Below are 22,500 nucleotides of genomic sequence, written 5' to 3' on the forward strand. Positions count from 1 at the left end.
CACGCTGCCGGCCGTTGGAGCTTACCGCTTTACTGCTGCGGCTCGCCTTGCGGTGCGCCGCCATTCGCTTGCTCGTTGAGCAGCGCCTTGGCGGACAGGCGCACGCGGCCCTTCTCGTCCGTCTGGATGACCTTGACCTTCACGACCTGGCCTTCCTTCAGATAGTCGTTGATGTCCTTGATACGCTCGTTGGCGATCTCGGAGATATGCAGCAGACCATCCTTGCCGGGCAGCAGGTTCACGATCGCGCCGAAGTCCAGCAGCTTGAGGACCGCGCCTTCGTACACCTGGCCCACTTCGATTTCGGCCGTGATGTTTTCGATGCGCTTCTTCGCTTCGGCCATGCCTTCGCTCGACGTCGAAGCGATGGTCACGACGCCGTCGTCGGAGATATCGATGGTCGTGCCCGTTTCTTCCGTCAGCGCGCGGATCACCGAACCGCCCTTGCCGATCACGTCGCGGATCTTTTCCGGGTTGATCTTGATCGTGATCATGCGCGGAGCGTACGCCGACAGTTCGGTGTTCACACCCGACACGGCCGAGGTCATCTTGCCGAGGATGTGCATGCGGCCTTCCTTCGCCTGCGCGAGGGCGACCTGCATGATTTCCTTGGTGATGCCCTGGATCTTGATGTCCATTTGCAGCGCGGTCACGCCAGCTTCCGTTCCCGCAACCTTGAAGTCCATGTCGCCGAGGTGATCTTCGTCGCCGAGGATGTCGGTCAGCACGGCGAACTTGTTGCCTTCGAGGATCAGGCCCATCGCGATGCCGGCGACGTGCGCCTTCATCGGCACGCCGGCGTCCATCAGCGCGAGGCAGCCGCCGCACACCGAAGCCATCGACGACGAACCGTTCGACTCGGTGATTTCCGAAACGACGCGGATCGAGTAGCCGAACTCTTCGGCGCTCGGCAGGCATGCGACCAGCGCGCGCTTGGCGAGACGGCCGTGGCCGATTTCACGGCGCTTGGGCGAGCCGACACGGCCCGTTTCGCCGGTCGCGAACGGGGGCATGTTGTAGTGGAGCATGAAGCGGTCGCGGTACTCGCCTTCGAGCGCGTCGATGATCTGCTCGTCGCCCTTGGTGCCGAGCGTCGCGACGACCAGCGCCTGCGTTTCGCCGCGCGTGAAGAGCGCCGAACCGTGGGTGCGCGGCAGCACGCCCGTGCGGATCTCGATCGGGCGCACCGTGCGCGTGTCGCGGCCGTCGATACGCGGCTCGCCGTTCAGGATCTGCGAGCGGACGATCTTCGCTTCGAGGTCGAACACGATGTTGCCGACCGTGGCCTTGTCGGCCGCCGTCGTGCCGGCCGCAGCCGCTTCTTCTTCGAGCTTGGCCGACGTCGCTGCGTAGACTTCCTTCAGCTTGGCCGAACGCTGCTGCTTGTCGCGCAGTTGGTACGCGGCGAGCAGGTTGTCGTTGGCGATGGCCGTGACGCGTGCGATGAGCGCTTCGTCCTTCGGCGCCGGCGTCCAGTCCCACTCGGGCTTGCCGCCGTCACGCACCAGTTCGTGGATCGCGTCGATGGCCGTTTGCATCTGCTCGTGGCCGAACACGACCGCGCCGAGCATCACGTCTTCCGGCAGCTGGTCGGCTTCCGATTCCACCATCAGCACGGCGCGCTCGGTACCGGCCACGACGAGGTCGAGGCGCGATTCCTTGATCTGGGCGCGCGTCGGGTTGAGCACGTACTCGTTGTTGATGTAGGCCACGCGTGCGGCGCCCACCGGGCCGTTGAACGGCAGACCCGAGATCGCCAGCGCAGCCGACGCGCCGATCAGCGCGGGGATGTCAGCCGGGACTTCCGGGTTGATCGACAGGACGTGGATCACGACCTGGACTTCGTTGTAATAGCCTTCCGGGAAAAGCGGGCGCAGCGGACGGTCGATCAGGCGCGAGATCAGCGTTTCGCCTTCCGACGGACGGCCTTCGCGGCGGAAGAAGCCGCCCGGGATCTTGCCGGCCGAATAGGTCTTTTCGATGTAATCGACGGTGAGCGGGAAGAAGTCCTGACCCGGCTTGGCGGTCTTCGCGCCGACGACGGTCGCGAGCACGACGGTGTCTTCGACGTCGACGATGACGGCGCCGCTTGCCTGACGGGCGATCTCACCCGTTTCGAGGCGCACGTTGTGCTGGCCCCATTTGAACTCTTTCACGACTTTATTGAACATGGTCATGGTCACTCACTCCTTACTCATTTGTTATGCGCCGCCCGCACACGCGGACGATGCGGCAAGACAGGCTCCGACACCGCGCAGGAAGAGGAGTGTTATGCCATTCCAGCGGATCGCGAGGTTGCAAAACGGTTGCAATGCGGCTGTGACGCATCGCCGCGTACGATCTGCTGGAATGACACAAAGCTCTGCCCCGAGGCCCGGCCCTGCTGCTTGTACTGCTGGTGCTACGTGGTGTTGCCTTGTGTTACGGACCGGTGTTTATCGCATCAAAACAGCTTGAAAAGCCGCATGAAGCGCACCGTTCAAAAACAAAATGCCTGCATCAGTGGAACTGACACAGGCATCTTTGCGGAAGACCTTCCGATTACTTACGCAGACCCAGCTTCTCGATCAGCGCGCGGTAACGGTCAGCGTCCTTGCCCTTCAGGTAGTCGAGCAGCTTGCGGCGGCGGCTCACCATGCGCAGCAGACCGCGGCGGCTGTGGTGATCCTTCGCGTGCGACTTGAAGTGCGAGGTCAGTTCGTTGATACGCGACGTCAGGAGCGCAACCTGGACTTCGGGCGAACCCGTGTCATTGGTGCCGCGCGCGAATTGCGCGACGACGTCGGACTTCTTGATATCTGCTACGGACATTTTGCTTTTCCTTTAAAACAAACGAGCGGTCACGGAAGAAAGGCCGTGCCGTGGCTTGATTCTGACTGCGTGATTGTCTTGCCGCAGGTTCGCGACAAGGGGCGTATTGTAGCACAGCCCCGATTTGCCGCGAAACCGCTTGTAAGGGGCGCTGTCAAGGCCGCTTCATCTGGCAGACCGTGGCGGGCACGGTCTTCTCCGCGGGCAGCGCCAGCACTGTGCGAAAGCCGTAGCCGGAACCCTCGTTGTCGTTGCGCACACCGGGCGTACCCTGCTTGTCCATCTCCATGACGTAAAGGGGCTGAATCACCTGGTGGTCGTCGGCGCGCATCCACATGGGGTGAAAGCCATTGTCGAAGCGCATGCCTTCCAGCGCCTTCGCGGCCGTAGCGGGGTCGGCCGTGCCTGCCTTCGTCATGGCCTGCGCGAGCATCTCCACCATCATCGACATGCGCAGCACCGGGTAGTCGTCCTTCGCGGCCGGATAGCGCGCGCGGAACGCCTTGTACCACGCGTCGGAGGCGGCGCCGTTCACGTTCGGATGCCAGTCGGCTACCGCGATCACGCGCTTCACGCCCGCGTCGCCCAGCGCCGCCGGCGCGCCCAGGCTATTGCCGTAGAACGTGTAGAACTTCGCGTCGAGGCCCTGCTCGCGCGCGGCCTTCACGAGCAGCGTGAGGTCGTTGCCCCAGTTTCCGGTGATGACGGCGTCGGCGCCCGCTGCGCGAATCTTGGCGATGTAAGGCGCAAAGTCCTTCACGCGGCCGATGGGGTGAAACTCGTCGCCGACGACGGCGATGTCCGGACGGTCCTTCGCGAGCGCCGCGCGCGCGAGCGTGCTGACGTCGTGACCGAAGCTGTAGTCCTGGTTGAGCAGATAGACCTTCTTCACCGACTTGTCCGCGGCGATTACGTCCGCGAGCGCGTCCATGCGCATGCCCGCGTGCGCGTCGAAGCGGAAATGCCAGAAGCTGCAATTCGCGTTGGTGAGCGCGGGGTCGTCGGCGGAATAGTTGAGGAAGAGCTCGCGGTTCTCCGGATCGCGCGTAGCCTGGCGATCGACCGCCGACTCGAGCGCCGCCGCCACCGCCGAGCTGTTGCCCTGCATGACGTAGCCGATGTGGCGGTCCTGCGCCATGCGCAACTGCACGAGCGCCGCCTCGGGGCTGCCCTTGCTGTCGAGCGTCACCAGTTCGAGCGGATGCGCCCCGTCACGCAGCACGACGCCGCCGCGCGCATTGACGCGCTCCACGCCGAAGCGCAGATTGCGCTCGACGGCCGCGCCCGCGTCCGCGAAGGGGCCGGACATGCCCTCGATGAGCGCGAGCTGGATCGGCTTGCCGGTCGGCGCCTCATCCGCCTGTGCGCCGGCTGTGGCCCCAAGGCCTGCCGCCAGCGCCGTCATGGCGACCATGATCGCGGCCGCACGCGTCATGCGTGCCGTCATGCGCTTTACTCTCATTGTTTGATGCCAGCCCGATTGTCATTCGAAGCGCGGATCATAGGCCGCAAGGCGGGGCGACGGCAAGGCCGCGATCCACCGCCTGCCGGACGGGGCCGCCCCGCGAGCGTCTCGCGCCGTGTCAAAATAAGGGTTCCACATTCACGGCGGTCATTGAAACCTTGCCATCGGGGGACATCATGTTCACGCGCCTCTCAACCTCGCTCGCAACACCCGTGCGCTTCGCCTCGCGCCGCTTGCGTCTCGGGCTCCTCGCGGGCGTGGGCGCACTCGCGCTCGCCGGCTGCGCCCAGCCGTGGCAACAATTCCATGCAGGCGACGACGCGCAGTCCGTGATCGCCCGCTTCGGCCCGCCGGCTGAAACCTACGACCTGCCCGACGGCGGCAAGCGCCTGATGTGGCCGACCCAGCCGATGGGCGAAGTCACCACGGCCGCCGACATCGACGCCAGCGGCCGCGTCGTGAACGTGCGCCAGGTGCTGCAGCCCAACGAGTTCTATCGCGCGGAAATCGGCAAATGGACGCGCAGCGACGTGCTCGTGAACTTCGGCCGCCCGGTCGAAACCTCCTACTTCCCGCTGATGAAGAAGGAAGCGTGGACCTACCGCTACCTCGAAGACAACGTCTGGTACATGCTCTACAGCTTCTACTTCGACGACCAGGGCATTCTGCGGCTCACGCAGAAGACACCCGATCCGCTGCACGATCCGGATCGCCGCAGCCTGTTCTGATTGCTTTGGCCGCAGCGGCCCCGGCGCCGCAAAAAACAAAACCCCCGCGCTCTTGCGAGCCGGGGGTTTTTCATCGGCTGTGCGATGCGAGGCAAGATGCCTCGCCACCACTCACACCGCTTCGGAGCGCTGCGGATTGACCTTGTCGCCCGAGTAGAGCTTGTTGAGCGCCGAAATATAGGCCTTCGCCGAAGCGGCGACGATATCCGGATCGGTGCCCACGCCATTGACGATGCGGCCGGCCTTCGAGAGACGCACCGTCACTTCGCCCTGCGCCTGGGTGCCCGTCGTGATCGCGTTCACCGAGTACAGCAAAAGCTCCGAGCCGCTGCCCACTTCGGTTTCGATCGCGTTGAGCGTAGCGTCCACCGGGCCGTTGCCCGCGGCTTCGCCGGTCACTTCCTTGCCGTCGGCCGAGAACACGACGCGTGCGTGCGGACGCTCACCCGTTTCCGAGTGCTGCGCGAGCGAGATGAACTTGAAGTGCTCCTGATCCTGCGCCTGGGCCGACTCTTCCGTGACGATCGCGATGATGTCTTCGTCGAAGATTTCGGCCTTGCGGTCCGCCAGTTCCTTGAAGCGTGCGAATGCGTTGTTCAGTTCGCCTTCGCTGTCGAGCTGGATGCCCAGTTCCTGCAGGCGCTGCTTGAATGCGTTGCGGCCCGAGAGCTTGCCGAGCACGATCTTGTTCGCGCTCCAGCCCACGTCTTCCGCGCGCATGATCTCGTAGGTGTCGCGCGCCTTGAGCACGCCGTCCTGGTGGATGCCCGAGGCGTGCGCGAAGGCGTTGGCGCCGACCACGGCCTTGTTCGGCTGCACCACGAAACCGGTGATCTGCGAAACGAGCTTCGAAGCCGGCACGATCTGCGTGGTGTCGATGCCGAGATCGAGACCGAAGTAGTCCTTGCGCGTCTTCACGGCCATCACGATTTCTTCGAGCGAGGTGTTGCCCGCGCGCTCGCCGAGACCGTTGATCGTGCACTCCACCTGGCGCGCGCCGCCGATCTGCACGCCGGCCAGCGAATTCGCCACGGCCATGCCGAGGTCGTTGTGACAGTGCACCGAGAACACGGCCTTGTCCGAGTTCGGAATGCGCTCGCGCAGCGTCTTCACGAGGTTGCCGTACAGCTCGGGAACGCCGTAGCCGACCGTATCGGCGATATTGATCGTGGTCGCGCCTTCGTTGATCACGGCTTCGAGCACGCGGCACAGGAAGTCCATGTCCGAGCGGCTGCCGTCTTCGGGCGAGAACTCCACGTCGTTCGTGAACTTGCGCGCGAAGCGCACCGCGAGCTTCGCCTGCTCGAGCACCTGCTCGGGCGACATGCGCAGCTTCTTCTCCATGTGCAGCGCCGAGGTGGCGATGAACGTGTGGATACGGAAGTGGTCGGCGGGCTTGAGCGCGTCGGCGGCGCGCTGGATGTCCTTGTCGTTCGCGCGGGCGAGCGAACAGATCGTGCTGTCTTTCACCATGCCGGCGATCGTGTGGATCGCGTCGAAGTCGCCGTTCGAGCTGGCCGCGAAGCCGGCTTCGATGATGTCGACCTTCATGCGCTCGAGTTGCTTCGCGATGCGGATTTTCTCTTCCTTCGTCATCGACGCACCGGGCGACTGCTCGCCGTCACGCAACGTCGTATCGAAGATGATGAGCTTGTCTGCTGCCATTTCGGGTCTCCAGGGGGACTTGTTCAATGTCTAAAACGGATTTTGGGTGTTCGCGCCACCGATGGCGACGCTGACAATGAACGAGGCTTACGGAGGGCGAGCGAGATCAGCGCGGCAGGCGCGCTAGCGCTAGCGTGCTTAGTAGCGCGCCGGCTTGAAGAGAGGAGAGGGGGAACTGGATGGTGTCCATGCCGCCGACTATAGCCGGAATCCGCCGATAGCGCAATTGGAAGAGACCAGCCCGGGCAACCGCGTGGGCGCGCGCAAAAAGAAAAAGGGCCGCGCTCGCGCGCAGCCCCTTTGCAGCCCTCCCGCACCCGCGCCCTACCGCTCGCGCGGCGACGAACGCGCCGGGTTCGAGCGTCCGCGCACGGCCTGGTACGCCCAGAACACGTAGCCCGAGAGGCCGTAGAGCACGAACAGGCCGAACAGCATCAGCGGCGGATCGGACGACACCAGCACGAACGCCACCACCACGAGCAGCGTGGCCGCGAACGGCACGCGATGGCGCACGTCGAGCGCCTTGCCGCTGTAGAACGGCGCGTTGGACACCATCGTCACGCCGGCGTAAATCGTCAGGACGAACGCCACCCACGGCAGCCACGAGAGCTTCACGGGCACGCGGTTGTCGGTGGCGAGCCAGACGAAGCCGGCGATGAGCGCGGCCGCAGCCGGGCTCGGCAGGCCCTGGAAGAAGCGCTTGTCCACCACGCCGATGTTCGTATTGAAGCGCGCAAGACGCAGCGCAGCGCCCGAACAGTAGACGAATGCCGCGAGCCAGCCCCAGCGCCCGAGATCCTTGAGCACCCACTCGTACATCACGAGCGCGGGCGCCACGCCGAACGACACCATGTCCGAAAGGCTGTCGAACTGCTCGCCGAACGCGCTTTGCGAGTGCGTCATGCGGGCCACGCGCCCGTCCATGCCGTCGAGCACCATCGCCACGAAAATGGCGATGGCCGCCACCTCGAAGCGCACGTTCATGGCCTGCACGACCGCGAAGAAGCCGCAGAAGAGCGCCGCCGTGGTGAACGCGTTGGGCAGCAGGTAGATGCCGCGCTTCTTCAGGAACTCCTGGCGCGCCGCGCGCCGGTTCGCGGCGACGCCCATGGGCTCCTGCACGGCCTTGTTGCGCCGGAACGGCCGCGGCAGCGGCCCGCCGGCGGGGTTACGGGGTCGACGCTGTTTGAATCCGGCCATCGCAGCCCTCCTTTATGCCGATTGGGTCGGCAGTTCGGCGAGGATCGTCGACGAGGCGGACACCTTCTCGCCAATCGACACACGCGGGCGGCTGCCCACGGGCAGGTAGACGTCGACGCGCGAGCCGAAGCGGATGAAGCCATAGCGCTGGCCGCGCGACAGCGGCTCACCGGCACGCACGTAGCAGAGAATGCGGCGCGCGATGAGGCCCGCGATCTGCACCGAGGTGACGGTCGTGCCGTCTGCCATCGTCAGCACCACGGCATTGCGCTCGTTCTCGGTCGAAGCCTTGTCGATGGCGGCGTTCAGGTACGCGCCCGGAAAGTACTCGACCTTGGCGACGGCGCCGTCCACGGGCGAACGTTGCGAGTGGACGTTGAAGACGTTCATGAACACGCTGATCTTGAGCGCTTCACGGTTTGCATACGGGTCGTGCGCGGTTTCCACAGCGACGATGCGGCCGTCCGCCGGGCACAGTACGGCGTTGGCCTGGCTCGGGATCGGGCGCGGCGGATCGCGGAAAAACTGGACGACGAAGATCAGGATCAGCCAGAAGGGCCATGCGAGTCCGAAGCCTGCGACCGCATGGATCAAGAGCGCCACGACGGCCGCAATGGCGATGAACGGCCAGCCTTCGCGCGCGATGATCGGATGAGGGTAATTCATGGTGGCTTCGCTGTTATTTTGAAAACCGTAGGATAGCAAAAGCCGCCCAGGGTTCATCCCACCTGGGCGGCTTTTTCGGGTCTGACTCAGGTCAAACTGATGAGTGTCGGCAAAAAACCGTACACGCAGTCAGATTAATACCGTCAGATTAGTTCTTCGACTGGTCGACCAGCTTGTTCGCGGCGATCCACGGCATCATCGCGCGCAGCTTTGCACCGACCACTTCGATCTGGTGCTCGGCGCCGAGGCGGCGGCGCGATTGCAGCGTCGGTGCGCCGGCCTTGTTTTCCAGGATGAAGCTCTTGGCGTATTCGCCGGTCTGGATGTCCTTCAGGACTTCCTTCATGACCTTCTTCGTCTCGGCCGTGATGACGCGCGGGCCCGTCACGTACTCGCCGTACTCGGCGTTGTTCGAGATCGAGTAGTTCATGTTGGCGATGCCGCCTTCATAGATCAGGTCGACGATCAGCTTCAGTTCGTGCAGGCACTCGAAGTAGGCCATTTCCGGCGCGTAGCCCGCTTCGACCAGCGTTTCGAAGCCAGCCTTGATCAGGTCGACCGTACCGCCGCACAGCACGGCTTGTTCGCCGAACAGGTCGGTTTCGGTTTCTTCGCGGAAGTTCGTTTCGATGATGCCGGCACGGCCGCCGCCGTTCGCTGCCGCGTACGACAGAGCGATGTCACGCGCTGCGCCCGACTTGTCCTGGTGGACAGCGATCAGGTGGGGCACGCCGCCGCCTTGCGAGTAGGTGCCGCGAACCGTATGGCCCGGTGCCTTCGGGGCGATCATGATGACGTCCAGATCCGCGCGCGGGATCACCTGGCCATAGTGCACGTTGAAGCCGTGGGCGAACGCGAGCGCTGCGCCGTTCTTGATGTTCGCGTGGACTTCCTTCGCGTAGACGTCGGCGATCTGCTCGTCGGGCAGGAGCATCATGACGACGTCGGCGTTCTTCACCGCTTCGGCCACTTCCTTGACCTGCAGGCCGGCGTTCTCAGCCTTGCTCCACGATGCGCCGTTCTTGCGCAGACCGACCGTGACGTTCACGCCGCTGTCCTTCAGGTTCAGCGCGTGTGCGTGGCCTTGCGAGCCGTAACCGATGATCGTGACCTGCTTGCCCTTGATGAGGGAGAGATCGGCGTCCTTGTCGTAGAAAACTTTCATGTTGGTTCCTTGGCGAGAGTCTGGTGAATATCGGTACTGCTATTAGCTTTTGCTGCACCGGATGCGATTAAGGACGCATCCGGTCAGGTTCCGGTGCAAGATCGACTGTGGTCGGGTCACACCTTCAGAATGCGCTCTCCGCGCCCAATGCCCGAGCCGCCCGTACGGACGGTCTCGAGAATCGCGGTCGCATCGATCGCTTCGATGAACGCGTCGAGCTTGTCGCTCGCGCCCGTCAGTTCGATCGTGTAGGTCTTTTCGGTGACGTCGATGATACGGCCGCGGAAAATATCCGCCATCCGCTTCATCTCCTCACGTTCCTTGCCGACCGCCCTTACCTTGATCAGCATCAGCTCGCGCTCGATGTGGGCGCCCTCGGTAAGGTCGACCACTTTCACCACCTCGATCAGGCGGTTCAGATGCTTCGTGATCTGTTCGATCACGTCGTCCGAGCCAATGGAAACGATGGTCATGCGCGACAGCGAACGGTCTTCGGTCGGCGCCACCGTCAAGGTTTCGATGTTGTAGCCGCGTGCCGAGAAGAGGCCGACCACGCGCGAGAGCGCGCCCGGCTCGTTTTCCAGCAGAACGGAAATAATGTGTCTCATGATGTGATCCGCGATTTATCCAGTTTCGCATTTGGCAGATGCGGCTGCCGCCCTTCCCCGCGAACCCGCGCGCCCCTTGTGTGGACGCGCGCCGCGCGAGCTCGAAACGGCGCCGTGCAAATACCGTTACAGGTCTTCCGAGCCGAGCAGCATCTCGGTGATGCCCTTGCCGGCCTGTACCATCGGCCAGACGTTTTCGGAAGGGTCGGTCTGGAAATCGAGGAACACCGTGCGGTCCTTCAAACGCAGCGCTTCCTTGAGCGCCGGCTCGACGTCCGCGGTCTTTTCGATCCGCATGCCGACGTGGCCGTACGCTTCGGCGAGCTTCACGAAGTCGGGCAGCGCATCCATATAGGAATGCGAATAGCGCTTGCTGTATTCGATCTGCTGCCACTGGCGGACCATGCCGAGGTAGCGGTTGTTCAGCGAAATGATCTTCACGGGCGTGTCGTACTGCTTGCAGGTCGACAGCTCCTGAATACACATCTGGATCGAGCCTTCGCCCGTGATGCACAGCACGTCGTCGTCCGGGTGCGCCATCTTCACGCCCATCGCCGCCGGCAGGCCGAAGCCCATGGTGCCGAGGCCGCCGGAGTTGATCCAGCGGCGCGGCTGGTTGAAGCGGTAGAACTGCGCGGCCCACATCTGGTGCTGGCCCACGTCCGAGCACACGAACGCGTTGCCGCCCGTGAGCTCCCACGCCTTCTCCACCACGTACTGCGGCTTGATGATCTCGCTCGAACGGTCGAACTTCAGGCAGTTCTTCTCGCGCCAGCCTTCGATGTCCTTCCACCAGTCGGCGAGCGCGGCCGTATCCGGGCCGTGATCGGCGTGCTGAAGCTGCTCGATGAGCTCCTTGAGCACTTCCTTCACGTCGCCGACGATGGGGATATCGACCTTCACGCGCTTCGAGATGGACGACGGATCGATGTCGATGTGGATGATCTTGCGCGGACGCGAGGCAAAGTGCGCCGGGTCGCCGATCACACGGTCGTCGAAGCGCGCACCGATCGCGATCAGCACGTCGCAGTGCTGCATCGCCATGTTGGCTTCGTAGGTGCCGTGCATGCCGAGCATGCCGAGGAACTTGCGGTCGCTCGCGCGGTAGCCGCCCAGACCCATCAGCGTGTTCGTGACCGGGTAGCCGAGCAAATCGGCGAACTGGTTCAGTTCGCGCGACGCATCCGCGAGGATAATGCCGCCGCCGGTATAGATGTACGGACGCTTTGCCGAGAGCAGCAGCGACACCGCCTTGCGGATCTGCCCCGAGTGGCCCTTGGTGACCGGGTTGTACGAACGTAGCGTGACGTTTTTGATCGGTTCATACGTGCACGGCGTTTTCGACACATCCTTCGGAATGTCGATCAGCACAGGGCCGGGACGGCCGGTGCGCGCAATGTAGAAAGCTTTTTTGACGGTGGCGGCGAGATCGCGCACGTCCTTCACGAGGAAGTTGTGCTTCACGCAGGGACGCGTGATGCCGACCGTGTCGCACTCCTGGAAGGCGTCTTGACCAATCGCGGCGGTAGGCACCTGGCCGCTGATGATCACCATCGGGATCGAGTCCATGTAGGCCGTCGCGATGCCCGTCACCGCATTGGTGACGCCAGGCCCCGAGGTCACGAGACACACGCCGACGTTGCCGGTCGAACGCGCATAGGCGTCGGCCGCGTGCACGGCTGCCTGTTCGTGGCGCACGAGAACGTGCTGAATCTTGTCCTGCTTGTACAGCTCGTCGTAAATGTAGAGTACCGAGCCGCCGGGATAGCCCCAAATGAATTCGACCTGCTCGTCTGCGAGCGCCTTCATCAGCACGGTTCCGCCGATGGACGTATGCGCTTGAGGGTCAGATTCTTGCGAAGGGGGGACCGACGTGGAGAATTCCGCGCTGGGCATGTTCATCATTGACCTTTCGAATTTTCGGCAAAAAATTGATCGGGTGCTCTCTGCCGGGCTTGTGGCTCGGGTTCAAGCGGCGCGTCCAGTTGACAGATGAGCTTCTTGGGCCACATCCGAATTGAGACTAGTCACTTATGTTGCGAACCGTCGAAGATAGCGGCTCGGTGCCTTTCGGTCAAGCAATTATTGAGAAGCCGGGCACGAACGTTGCGACAGCGCGCACGCCTCGCGGCGCCGGCCAAGGGCCGACAGGACAGGCATCACGGCCGGCGCATCCATGATGCGAAGCATTCTCATGGCCTTCCGCTAGCCTGTTGGCGCGAAAATTTGCTACGATCCGCGAGTTTTACGACATTTTTCGAACGATTACGCGTACGCTGGCGGCGGCGCCCTGCAACGGATGGCATCAGACAAGGAACTCGCCGACTTTCTGGCGGGCGTCGAAAGACGCGCGTTCAAGCAGACGGTCTACGCCGTAAGGGACGACGACGCCTCGCTCGACATCGTGCAGGACGCGATGATCAAGCTCGCGGAAAAATACGGAGACCGCCCGGCCGCAGAACTCCCCCTGCTCTTTCAGCGTATTTTGCAAAATACGATGCACGACTATTTTCGTCGGCAGAAAGTACGCAATACGTGGGTGAGCCTGTTTTCGTCGCTCGGCAACGCCGACGACGAGGAATTCGACCCCCTCGAGACCTTCGAGGCCGAGCAGGGTACGGCTGGCGCCGAGAGCAGCGAGCAGCAGATCGAGCGCGCGCAGGTGCTCCAGATGATCGACGACGAAATCCAGAAATTACCGGCACGTCAACGGGAGGCGTTTCTGATGCGTTACTGGGAGGATATGGATGTCGCCGAGACTGCCGCCGCAATGGGCTGCTCCGAAGGCAGCGTGAAAACGCACTGCTCGCGGGCAACCCACACGCTGGCTCAAGCGCTCAAGGCCAAAGGAATCACCCTATGAGCTCCGCCCTCGAAAATAAAGAACTGGCGTTCGTGCGGGAAATGCGTCGTGCGCTCGACGAGAGCGCCGCCAACCTGCCCGCTGCCACCACCGCCCGACTCGCCGCCGCACGCAAGACCGCACTCGCCCAGAAAAAGGCCGAGGTCGTGCTCGTACGCGCCCCGGCGCTCGCCGCGGCCGGCGTCGGCGGTCTGTCCGGCGCGCCCATGCCCCGGCCCGCGCGGCGCCGTTCCGCGCTCGCGCGCTTCGCGCTCGCCTGGCCGCTCGCGGCACTCGTGGCGGGCCTCTTTGCCATCGCGTACTTCGAAGATCAGCAACGCACCGCTGAACTCGCCGATATCGACGCGGCCATGCTGAGCGACGACCTGCCGCTCACGGCCTACCTCGATCACGGGTTCAACGCGTATCTGACGCGCGCGCACTAAGGACTCTGAGCGGGAGACTGACGGGGTGAGTTACAAGCGCGGCCTGGCCGTTGTCATTGGATGTCTGGTCGCGGCAGTGGTGTCGTATGTGGCGACCTACCCGCGCTTTCATCCCGAGCCCACCGGCGAAAACACCGCTGGCGCGCCCGCGCAGGCGAAAGCGCCTCCGGTCGATAATTCGATCACGACCACCTTTGCGCCGCTGCCCGGCCAGTCCAATCCGCTCGCGTGGGCGCATCTGAGCGATGCGCAGCACACGGCGCTCGCGCCGTTCGCCGTCGAATGGGACCGCTTCAGCGACGAGCGCAAGCGCAAATGGCTAAAGATCGCCGCCCGTTACCCGAAAATGTCGCCCGACGCCCAGAAGCGCTTGCATGAGCGCATGGCGGAATGGGTCGGCATGACGCCGGAGCAACGGCGTGTCGCGCGCGAAAACTACCAGGTTTCCAAGGAATTGCCGGCGCAGGCGCGCCAGCGCGCCTGGAAGGCTTACCAGCAACTCCCTGAAGAGCAGAAGGAGCGCCTTGCCGCGAGCGAGCACAAGCGCCGGCCCACCGTCGTGAGCGCCCCGCCCAGCGGCAACAAGAGCGAGATCCGCGATATCCAGCGCCTCGTCAACGAGCGTGATCACCGCGGCCTGCCGCACGCGCCCGCAGGCGTCACCGGGGCATCGGGCGCGGCTGGCGCGAGCAGCACGGGTTCGGGTCTCGCGCCCACAGCGCCCGGCGCGCCGGGCGAGCCGGCGGTGGCTTCGTCGTTTGCGTCGGGCATTCCCGCCGCCGGGAGCTTCGTCCCCGCCACGCCCATCCCTGTCTCGCCCGCCGAAGCACCCGCGGCGTTCAAGGGCTCCTGAAGCCTCAACCCGGTGCTCGCGGCGCCCTCGCGCGCACCCTTCGCACCCTCGTTAACCCCGCCGCAGCATTGCGGTCGTTTCGCCGCGCGCGTTTTCGAGGTTATGCTTTGGACGTCCCGTCCCGAACTGACGCCATCGTGTCCGAAAGCGCCCAAGCCGCCGCCCTGCCGCCCGCCGCCGTCTTCGCGGTTGAACCTGCGCCCGTTTCGATTCGTCGCCGCCTCGCCGCGTTCGTCTACGAAAGCGTGCTGCTGTTCGGCGTCGTCTTCGCCGCGGGACTCGCGTTCAGCCTCGTCCTGCAGCAGCGCAATGGCTACACGCATCATAACGCGATGGCAGTCTGGATCATCTTCGTGGCCGGCACGTACTTCGTCGGCTTCTGGCACAAGGGCGGGCAGACGCTGCCGATGAAGACCTGGCGTTTGCGTGTGGTCGGCCCCGACGGCAAGCCGCCCGCGCTCGCGCGAGCGACGCTGCGCTATCTCGCCGCCTGGCTCTGGTTCCTGCCGCCGCTCGTGCTGCATCCGCTGCTCGATCTTTCGATTCCGCACACGCTTGCGCTCGTTGCCTGCTGGTTCGTGATCTGGGCCGCGAGCGCCCGCTTCTCCCACGACCGCCAGTTCCTTCACGACCGCATTGCGGGCACGCGCATTGTCGCAATCGCGCCACAAGGCGCGAAGGCGTAGCCGGCGCACGACATCCCCTATCGCGCCGGAAAAGCGGCTGCACGGGACCCCTGGGACTGCGTAACGAGACCTTCTCGTGACTGTCATGTTGCCGTCACGGCGGCATGGCGCAATGCGCGTATTACAACCTGCCGCGCGCGCCATGGCCCAAAAGACGTCAGCGACCACCCTGTTCCGGCAGACCACCGGACGAGGCACCGACTCCGCCACGTTCCACCCATCTCCCGGCGGAGCCGCCTTTCCCGTCCCGCCCCTGCCGCCCTCGTCGATCGACGACGCCCCCGCCTCCGGCCCCCACGACGACGACCACCCCGATCCCACCCGCTACCGCACGATCTGGCTCTCCGATATCCATCTCGGCACGGGCGGCTGTCAGGCGTCGTATCTGCTCGACTTTCTGCGCCACAACGAGTCGGAGTATCTGTACCTCGTGGGCGACATCATCGACGGCTGGCAGTTGAAGAAGGGCTGGTACTGGCCCCAGGCGCACAACGACGTCGTGCAAAAGGTGCTGCGCAAGGCGCGCAAGGGCACCCAGGTCATCTACATCCCGGGCAACCACGACGAGAGCGCGCGCCAGTTCTGCAATCTCGCGTTCGGTGACATCCACGTGCGCGAGGAAGCCTTTCACACGACGCTCACCGGCAAGCGCCTGTGGGTCGTGCACGGCGATCTCTTCGACGGCGTGATCCAGCACGCCAAGTGGCTCGCCTATCTCGGCGACTCGGCCTACACGCTGATCCTCCTGCTCAACCGCTGGTTCAACCGCGTGCGCGCGAAGCTCGGCTTCCAGTACTGGTCGCTCTCGCAGTACCTCAAGCATCAGGTCAAGAACGCGGTGAACTTCATCTCCTCGTTCGAGCGCGTGATGACCGACGAAGCGCGCCGCCGCGGCTGCGACGGCGTGGTCTGCGGCCACATCCACAAGGCCGAGATCCGCGACATCGACGGCATCCTGTACTGCAACGACGGCGACTGGGTGGAGAGCCTGTCCGCGCTCGTCGAGACGTTCGAGGGCGAGTTGCGCATCGTCTACTGGACCGTGAAACGCGCGCCGGAAGCGCAGGTCTCCACGCGCAAGGCGCGTGTGAGCGCCGCCTGAGTATCGACTGATACCGTCACGCAGCAGCCATAACCGCACTACCGAACGACGAGAGGGCCGACGACCGATGAAAGTAATGATCGTGACCGATGCATGGGAGCCGCAGGTCAACGGCGTAGTTCGAACCCTGAAGAACACGACGCGCGAACTCATCGCGCTCGGCCATCAGGTCGAACTGCTTACGCCGCTGGAGTTCCGCACGATACCGTGCCCCACCTACCCGGAAATCAAGCTCTCGCTGTTTCCGAAGCGGCATCTGCACGAACGCATCAGCGCATTCGGGCCCGATGCAATCCACATCGCGACCGAAGGTCCGCTCGGACTCGCCGCGCGCCGCTACGCGATCGACCACGACCTGCCGTTCACGACCGCTTATCACACGCGCTTTCCCGAGTACGTGCAGGCGCGCTTCGGCATTCCGCTCTCGGCGACGTACCGCTTCCTGCGCTGGTTCCACAAGCCTTCGCTCGCGGTGATGGCGCCCACGCCCGTCGTGAAGACCGACCTCGAGAAGTTCGGCTTCACGAACGTCGTGCTGTGGACGCGCGGCGTGGACCTCGACATCTTCCGGCCGATGGAATCCAAGGTGCTCAACACGGCGCGCCCCATCTTCCTGTATGTGGGCCGCGTGGCCGTGGAGAAGAACGTCGAGGCGTTTCTCAAGCTCGATCTGCCCGGCTCGAAATGGGTGTGCGGCGAAGGCCCGGCGCTCGCCGAACTGAAGTCGCGCTATCCCCAGGCGAATTACCTGGGTGTCCTGAGCCAGCCCGAGCTTGCGAAGGTCTACGCGGCCGCCGACGTCTTCGTGTTCCCGAGCCGCACCGACACCTTCGGTCTCGTGCTGCTTGAAGCGCTCGCATGCGGTACGCCCGTGGCCGCCTACCCGGTGACAGGCCCGATCGACGTGCTGGGCACGGGCGGCGCGGGTTCGATGAACGAAGACCTGCGCGAAGCGTGCCTCGAAGCGTTGAAGATCGACCGCGCCGAGGCGCGCGCCTGGGCCGAGCGCTTCTCGTGGCGCGCCGCCTCCGAGCAGTTCGCGGCGCATCTGAAGCCGCGCTCGCGCGCGACGATGGAGCCGTCCAGCGCCGCTGCCTGAGCGCGGGGCCGGCTATGGTGCGCGCTTCAATTGTCCGCGAGCGCGCCGGGGACACGGACGGCCCCGGCGCAACCGCGTCGCACGCGTGCGATACTGGGGTACTACCTGGCACGACCATGACGCCACGTCCTCCGTTACCGCCGCATAGCGCCCAGGGCGCACGCAGTTCCAATGCGCCAGCCAGCCAGCGTGCCGGCGGCTCTACGCGCGCCGCACGCGCCGCCGAAGCGCTCGATCCGCGCGCGAGCGCTTCCGCCGCTGCCGCATCTGGCGTTGCGCCGCCAGCCGCACCCGCATCGGCGAGCGAGCCAGCCAAGCCCACCGGGCCCGCTGCGCCACGCGCGGCCGCACCGGAACCGCCCGAGCCGCCGCATCTGCACGAACCGCTCGGCCCCGACGATCCACTCGCCCCGCTGCCCTTCAACCCCTACAAGGGCAACCGCGGCATCACCCGGGCATGGAAGGCGCTCAAGTACTCGATCAAGGGCTTTCGCGCCGCCATCCGCGAGGAAAGCGCATTTCGCCAGGAGCTCACGCTCGCGGCCATCCTCGTGCCGATCGGCGTGTTCATTCCGGTCGAGCCCGTCGAGCGCGTACTGCTGCTCGGCTCGGTGATCCTCGTGCTGATCGTCGAGCTGCTCAATTCGAGCATCGAGAACGCGGTGGACCGCATCGGCCTCGAGCGCAACGAGCTCTCGGGCCGCGCCAAGGACCTGGGCAGCGCGGCGGTGACGCTCGCCTTGCTGCTCTGCGTCCTGACCTGGGGACTGATTCTCGTGCCCCGTTTCGGCCCGCTGCTGTTGCACGGAATCGGCGTACTCTAGCGCCCCATGCCCCCAGTCCGCGGGGGCCTCGCCACGCTCCCCGGCATCTGACAGGCGCAAGCTGTCGGTGCGCGCGGGCCGTCGGTTTATAATCGAACGACAGTCTTATAACGACCAACCGCGTCCGGGCCGCGCGCACCGCAACATACGAGCGGGCGCCTGAGCCCGGCACTGCATTTTCAGGGCCGGACGACATGGATGCCAAACCTCCCCGCCGTACACGCGAACGGATTCTCGAGCTGTCGCTGAAGCTGTTCAACGAGATAGGCGAGCCGAACGTCACCACGACGACCATCGCCGAGGAAATGGAGATCAGTCCAGGCAACCTGTACTACCACTTCCGCAACAAAGACGACATCATCAACAGCATCTTCAGCCAGTTCGAGCAGGAGATCGAAAAGCGTCTGCGCTTCCCCGAAGACCATCGCGCCACCATCGACGAGATGTGGGCGTACCTGCAGTACATGGTCGACTTCACGTGGCGCTACCGCTTTCTCTATCGCGACCTGAACGACCTGCTCGCGCGCAACCGCACGCTGGAGATGCACTTCAAGCAGATCATCAGCCACAAGGTGCACTTCGCGAAGCAGTTCTGCGAGCAGCTCGTGGAAGACGGCGACATGGTCGCCACGCCCGCCGAGATCGACGTGATCTCGACCAATATCGGTGTGATCGCCACCTACTGGCTCTCGTACCAGTTCGTGATGAATCCGCGCAAGTACAACGACCAGGAAGCGATTCGCGACGAGCTGCACCAGGTCAGCGTGCAGATCGTCTCGCTGATGGCACCGTATCTGCGCGGCCGCGCGCGCGAGCTGTTCGACGATCTCGTCTCGGGCAAGCTCGCCAAACGCGAGTTCTACGACTACCTGCCGCCGCGCGAAGGCGCGGGCGCCGCCAAGGACAACCGCGAATAAAGGCAAAAGCCGAATGAAAGCAGTCTGCGTATATTGCGGCTCCTCGCCCGGAGCCAACCCGGTGTACACCGAAGCCGCACAGGCATTCGGCCGCGCGCTCGTCGCCTCGAACCTCGCGCTCGTCTATGGCGGCGGCAAGGTCGGCCTGATGGGCGTGATCGCCGACACCGTGATGGCGGGCGGCGGCCGCGCCATCGGCGTGATCCCCAAGCTGCTGGTGGACAAGGAAGTGGGCCATGTGGGCCTCACCGAGCTGCATGTCGTGCCCGACATGCACCACCGCAAGAAGATGATGGCCGACCTCTCCGACGCCTTCGTCGCGCTTCCGGGCGGCGCGGGCACGCTCGAAGAGCTGTTCGAGGTCTATACGTGGGCGCAGCTCGGCTATCACCGCAAGCCGGTGGGCGTGCTGAACATCGGCGGCTTTTACGATCCGCTCATGGCGCTGCTCGATCACACGGTGCGCGAAGGCTTCATGCGCCAGACCTACCGCGACATGCTGCAAACCGACGGCGATCCCGTGGCGCTGATCGCCAGGCTCAAGCGTTACCACGCGCCCACGAAGGACAAGTGGGCGGATTTGCGCGAGAACGTTTGACCCGGCCGCATCGCGCCGTTCGCCCGACAATCCGCAGGCACCACGCGCAGTTACCTCCATGACGAGTACATCGCGATGAGCAAGGTTGTCCTGATCACCGGCGCGAGCCGCGGCATCGGCCGCGCGACGGCGCGCCTGCTCGGCGCACACGGCTGGACCGTGGGCGTCAACTATCTGCACAACGAACCGGCCGCCGACGAAACCGCCGCCGAAGTGGGCCGCGCGGGCGGCCACGCGCGCGTGCTGCGCGGCGACGTCGCGAGCGAGGCAGACGTCGTCGCGATGTTCGACGCGCTCGAATCGGCCTATGGCCGTATCGATGCGCTCGTGAACAACGCGGGCATCGTGGCGCCCGGCAGCCAGGTCGCCGACATGAGCGCCGAGCGTCTGAAGCGCATGTTCGACGTGAACGTGTACGGCGCGTTTTTGTGCGCACGCGAAGCGGCGCGGCGCATGTCGAAGGATCGCGGCGGCGACGGCGGCTCGATCGTCAATGTTTCTTCGGCTGCCGCGCGGCTTGGCTCGCCCAACGAATATGTGGACTATGCGTCGTCCAAAGGCGCGGTCGACACGATGACGATCGGGCTCGCCAAGGAACTCGGCCCGCAGGGCGTGCGCGTGAACGCGGTGCGCCCCGGCCTCATCGACACCGAAATCCACGCGAGCGGCGGCCGCCCCGACCGCGCGGCCGTGCTCGGCGCGCAAACGCCGCTCGGCCGGCCCGGCAGCGCCGACGAAGTCGCACAAACGATCGTGTGGTTGCTCAGCGACGCGGCCTCGTATGTCACAGGCGCCCTGCTCGACGTGAGCGGCGGACGCTGAACTCGCGCGCTGGCTTTTGCTAGAACGACGAACCCCGCTCGCGCAAAAAAGCGGCTTCTTCGTCGGTGGAATCGCGGCCCAGTTGCACGTTGCGATGCGGGTAGCGCCCAAAGCGCTCGATGATCTGCGCGTGGCGCACCGCGTAATCGTAGTAGCCCTTGCCCTCGGGATCCTTCGCCAACTCGCCGAACAGACGCAGCGATTCGCGCTGCGCTTCGGCGCTTTCGGCGTGTTCGAACGGTAGATAAGCGAAGGAGCGATGCTGCAGCGTGGGTAGGCGCAGATCCGCGCCGTTCGCCACCATCCTGCGCGCGATGCCGAGCGCCTTGTCGTCCGCGGAGAATGCACGCGGCGTGCCGCGGTGGCAGTTGCGCGAGAACTGGTCGAGCACGATCACGAGCGCGAGCGCGCCTTCGGGCGTCTCGCACCATGCGTCGAACTCGCCTGCACACGCGGCGTCGAGCAGCGCGCCGAAGCGTTCGCGCAGCCTGGCGTCGAACGCGGCGTTCTTGCGGAACCACATCTTGCGCTCGCGGCCGAACTCCTCCGAACCCGGCGCGCCGAACCAGAAGTCGAGCACCTCGCGCGCACGCGCGTCGAGCGTCATGACGCCAGTTCCAGCACGAGACGCCGCGTGCGCGCGCTCTTCTTCTCGAGCTTCGCCACCCGCAGCGCGCCGATCTCCTGCGTATTGCGCACATGCGTGCCGCCGCAGGGCTGCAAATCGACGTTATCGATACGCAACAGCCGCACACGGCCCAGGCCCATCGGCGGCTTCACGCTCATCGTGCGCACGAGTTCGGGGCGTTGTGCCATTTCCTCGTCGGTGATCCATTCGGTCGCCACCGCGTGCGCGCCCGACACGAGTTCGGCGAGCCGCGCCTCCACCATCTCGCGCTCGATCGGCTCGACGGTCGCGAAATCGAGGCGCGCATAGTCGGTCGTGATGCTGCAGCCGTCCACGGGATATGGCAGGACCGCGCACATCAGATGGCTCGCCGTATGCAATCGCATGTGCCGGTGACGGCGCGCCCAGTCGATCTCGGCGCGCACGCGCTCGCCCGCGCTGAGACGCGCGAGCAGCGCCTCCTGGCCGGGCTTGGGAACATGGAGCGCGTCGTCGGGCGTCGCGCCTTCGAACTTCGCCTTGCGCGTGTCGGCGATCTCGATGCGCGTACCGTCGGCGAGCACCAGCGCGCCGGCGTCGCCGGCCTGGCCGCCGCCGAGCGGATAGAACACGGTCTGGTCGAGTCGCACGCCGTCCTCGCCAACGGCAAGCACGGTCGCTTCGCACTGCGTGAGATAGGCGTCTTCGCGAAAGAGCGCGCGGGTGGTCGTCATCGTGGGTGTCTCCTTGTTTTGCGTACGGCGAGCCGCTCAAAGCCGGACGCCCGCCAAAGGGCCATTATGGCCGCGAGGCGAAACGCCCCGCCGGACGGCCGCGATGCGTGAGCGCCTGACTGTACCGGCGCAGGGACCGGCACAATCGGGCCCCGTCAATCAGCCCGGATGATTGCGCATCCAGTCGGCGGTATCGAAGAACGAGTGCAGCAGGCGCTCGCGCAACGGTTCCGCCAGGCCCACGTCTTCCATCGCCCAGGCCATGCAGCGCAGCCACTGGTCGCGCTCGGACGAGGCGATCGCGAACGGCAAATGGCGCGCGCGCAGGCGCGGATGGCCGAAGCGTTCGATGTAGTGGTCCGGGCCGCCAAGCCAGCCGCAGAGAAACCAGAACAGCTTGTCGCGCGAACCGTCGAGCGTTTGCGGATGCATCGCGCGGATGCCCGCGAAATCGGCCTCGAGGTCCATCAGGTCATAGAAGCGGTCGACGAGTTCGCGCACGCGCGCCTCGCCGCCGACGAGTTCGAAGGCCGTGGGTTTCTGCGGCGCTTCGTCGGCTGGATCGGTCATACGGTTGAATCGGGAAAAAAGAGGGACGGCAGCGCACTGCCGCTAACCGCTGATTTTCGCACAGCGGCGCGTGGCGGGTGGCCGCGGGTTGC

The 22,500-nt window shown here is 65.0% G+C and carries 23 protein-coding genes; 11 read left to right on the forward strand and 12 right to left on the reverse strand.

Going from position 1 to position 22,500, the window contains the following annotated elements; all coding sequences use genetic code 11:
- Window positions 1–29: 29 nt before the first annotated feature.
- The 3 genes from pnp to BFD71_RS15830 all read right to left on the reverse strand — a co-directional run bounded on the left by pnp (window position 30) and on the right by BFD71_RS15830 (window position 4,216).
- Window positions 30–2,177, reverse strand: coding sequence for a polyribonucleotide nucleotidyltransferase (gene pnp, locus BFD71_RS15820; RefSeq protein ID WP_069265284.1), 2,148 nt, complete (start codon window positions 2,175–2,177; stop codon window positions 30–32).
- A 364-nt stretch (window positions 2,178–2,541) separates the two neighbouring features.
- A complete protein-coding gene (rpsO, locus tag BFD71_RS15825) occupies window positions 2,542–2,811 on the reverse strand; it encodes a 30S ribosomal protein S15 (RefSeq protein ID WP_042271770.1) in 270 nt (89 codons plus the stop codon).
- A 154-nt stretch (window positions 2,812–2,965) separates the two neighbouring features.
- Window positions 2,966–4,216 carry a branched-chain amino acid ABC transporter substrate-binding protein gene (locus tag BFD71_RS15830; protein WP_370684286.1) on the reverse strand — a complete coding sequence of 417 codons (1,251 nt, stop codon included), beginning with the start codon at window positions 4,214–4,216 and terminating at the stop codon, window positions 2,966–2,968.
- A gap of 236 nt (window positions 4,217–4,452) precedes the next feature.
- On the opposite strand from BFD71_RS15830, the gene BFD71_RS15835 reads away from it, so the two are divergent.
- The gene (locus tag BFD71_RS15835) at window positions 4,453–5,004 is read left to right on the forward strand and encodes a hypothetical protein (RefSeq protein WP_069265286.1); all 552 of its coding nucleotides are present in this window, start codon (window positions 4,453–4,455) and stop codon (window positions 5,002–5,004) included.
- A 111-nt stretch (window positions 5,005–5,115) separates the two neighbouring features.
- Here BFD71_RS15835 and BFD71_RS15840 read toward each other — a convergent pair whose 3' ends face one another.
- From BFD71_RS15840 to BFD71_RS15865, 6 genes are all read right to left on the reverse strand, one after another.
- Entirely contained in the window at window positions 5,116–6,669 is a 1,554-nt protein-coding gene (locus BFD71_RS15840; RefSeq protein WP_069265287.1) for a 2-isopropylmalate synthase, read from the reverse strand.
- Window positions 6,670–6,993: 324 nt separating this feature from the next.
- Window positions 6,994–7,869 (reverse strand): CDP-diacylglycerol--serine O-phosphatidyltransferase, encoded by an 876-nt coding sequence (gene pssA, locus BFD71_RS15845; RefSeq protein ID WP_028205687.1) that lies wholly within the window; start codon window positions 7,867–7,869, stop codon window positions 6,994–6,996.
- 12 nt (window positions 7,870–7,881) lie between these two features.
- A complete protein-coding gene (locus BFD71_RS15850) occupies window positions 7,882–8,535 on the reverse strand; it encodes a phosphatidylserine decarboxylase (RefSeq protein ID WP_028205688.1) in 654 nt (217 codons plus the stop codon).
- 148 nt (window positions 8,536–8,683) lie between these two features.
- Window positions 8,684–9,700: a ketol-acid reductoisomerase gene (gene ilvC, locus BFD71_RS15855; protein WP_028205689.1), complete on the reverse strand. Its 1,017-nt coding sequence runs from the start codon at window positions 9,698–9,700 to the stop codon at window positions 8,684–8,686.
- A gap of 116 nt (window positions 9,701–9,816) precedes the next feature.
- Complete coding sequence (ilvN, locus tag BFD71_RS15860; RefSeq protein WP_027795483.1) at window positions 9,817–10,308, reverse strand: acetolactate synthase small subunit; 492 nt, start codon at window positions 10,306–10,308, stop codon at window positions 9,817–9,819.
- A 126-nt stretch (window positions 10,309–10,434) separates the two neighbouring features.
- Window positions 10,435–12,210: an acetolactate synthase 3 catalytic subunit gene (locus BFD71_RS15865; protein WP_069265490.1), complete on the reverse strand. Its 1,776-nt coding sequence runs from the start codon at window positions 12,208–12,210 to the stop codon at window positions 10,435–10,437.
- 397 nt (window positions 12,211–12,607) lie between these two features.
- Here BFD71_RS15865 and BFD71_RS15870 point away from each other — a divergent pair, with 397 nt between their 5' ends.
- The 10 genes from BFD71_RS15870 to BFD71_RS15915 all read left to right on the forward strand — a co-directional run bounded on the left by BFD71_RS15870 (window position 12,608) and on the right by BFD71_RS15915 (window position 20,497).
- Complete coding sequence (locus BFD71_RS15870) at window positions 12,608–13,171, forward strand: RNA polymerase sigma factor (protein WP_069265288.1); 564 nt, start codon at window positions 12,608–12,610, stop codon at window positions 13,169–13,171.
- Window positions 13,168–13,596 (forward strand): DUF3619 family protein, encoded by a 429-nt coding sequence (locus BFD71_RS15875; protein ID WP_069265289.1) that lies wholly within the window; start codon window positions 13,168–13,170, stop codon window positions 13,594–13,596. Before BFD71_RS15870 ends, BFD71_RS15875 begins: the two co-directional genes overlap by 4 nt.
- Window positions 13,597–13,621: 25 nt before the next feature.
- A complete protein-coding gene (locus tag BFD71_RS15880; protein ID WP_069265290.1) occupies window positions 13,622–14,449 on the forward strand; it encodes a DUF3106 domain-containing protein in 828 nt (275 codons plus the stop codon).
- A gap of 137 nt (window positions 14,450–14,586) precedes the next feature.
- Window positions 14,587–15,135 carry an RDD family protein gene (locus BFD71_RS15885; protein ID WP_069265291.1) on the forward strand — a complete coding sequence of 183 codons (549 nt, stop codon included), beginning with the start codon at window positions 14,587–14,589 and terminating at the stop codon, window positions 15,133–15,135.
- Between the two features lie 142 nt (window positions 15,136–15,277).
- Entirely contained in the window at window positions 15,278–16,237 is a 960-nt protein-coding gene (locus BFD71_RS15890; protein WP_069265292.1) for a UDP-2,3-diacylglucosamine diphosphatase, read from the forward strand.
- A gap of 67 nt (window positions 16,238–16,304) precedes the next feature.
- Window positions 16,305–17,336, forward strand: a complete 1,032-nt coding sequence (locus BFD71_RS15895) for a glycosyltransferase family 4 protein (RefSeq protein ID WP_069265293.1) — start codon at window positions 16,305–16,307, stop codon at window positions 17,334–17,336.
- Window positions 17,337–17,452: 116 nt separating this feature from the next.
- Window positions 17,453–18,160 (forward strand): diacylglycerol kinase, encoded by a 708-nt coding sequence (locus BFD71_RS42175; protein WP_083245294.1) that lies wholly within the window; start codon window positions 17,453–17,455, stop codon window positions 18,158–18,160.
- Window positions 18,161–18,354: 194 nt separating this feature from the next.
- The gene (locus tag BFD71_RS15905; RefSeq protein ID WP_069265294.1) at window positions 18,355–19,077 is read left to right on the forward strand and encodes a TetR/AcrR family transcriptional regulator; all 723 of its coding nucleotides are present in this window, start codon (window positions 18,355–18,357) and stop codon (window positions 19,075–19,077) included.
- Between the two features lie 13 nt (window positions 19,078–19,090).
- The gene (locus BFD71_RS15910) at window positions 19,091–19,675 is read left to right on the forward strand and encodes a TIGR00730 family Rossman fold protein (RefSeq protein ID WP_069265295.1); all 585 of its coding nucleotides are present in this window, start codon (window positions 19,091–19,093) and stop codon (window positions 19,673–19,675) included.
- 75 nt (window positions 19,676–19,750) lie between these two features.
- Entirely contained in the window at window positions 19,751–20,497 is a 747-nt protein-coding gene (locus BFD71_RS15915) for an SDR family oxidoreductase (protein ID WP_069265296.1), read from the forward strand.
- Between the two features lie 19 nt (window positions 20,498–20,516).
- On the opposite strand, the gene BFD71_RS15920 is transcribed toward BFD71_RS15915, so the two are convergent.
- The 3 genes from BFD71_RS15920 to BFD71_RS15930 form a co-directional block, all read right to left on the reverse strand.
- Window positions 20,517–21,104: a DUF924 family protein gene (locus BFD71_RS15920; protein ID WP_069265297.1), complete on the reverse strand. Its 588-nt coding sequence runs from the start codon at window positions 21,102–21,104 to the stop codon at window positions 20,517–20,519.
- A complete protein-coding gene (locus tag BFD71_RS15925) occupies window positions 21,101–21,838 on the reverse strand; it encodes an alanyl-tRNA editing protein (protein ID WP_069265298.1) in 738 nt (245 codons plus the stop codon). Before BFD71_RS15925 ends, BFD71_RS15920 begins: the two co-directional genes overlap by 4 nt.
- 159 nt (window positions 21,839–21,997) lie before the next feature.
- Window positions 21,998–22,408 carry a group II truncated hemoglobin gene (locus BFD71_RS15930; RefSeq protein ID WP_069265299.1) on the reverse strand — a complete coding sequence of 137 codons (411 nt, stop codon included), beginning with the start codon at window positions 22,406–22,408 and terminating at the stop codon, window positions 21,998–22,000.
- Between the last annotated feature and the right edge of the window lie 92 nt (window positions 22,409–22,500).

Source organism: Paraburkholderia nodosa, assembly GCF_001718195.1.
GTDB lineage: Bacteria > Pseudomonadota > Gammaproteobacteria > Burkholderiales > Burkholderiaceae > Paraburkholderia > Paraburkholderia nodosa_A.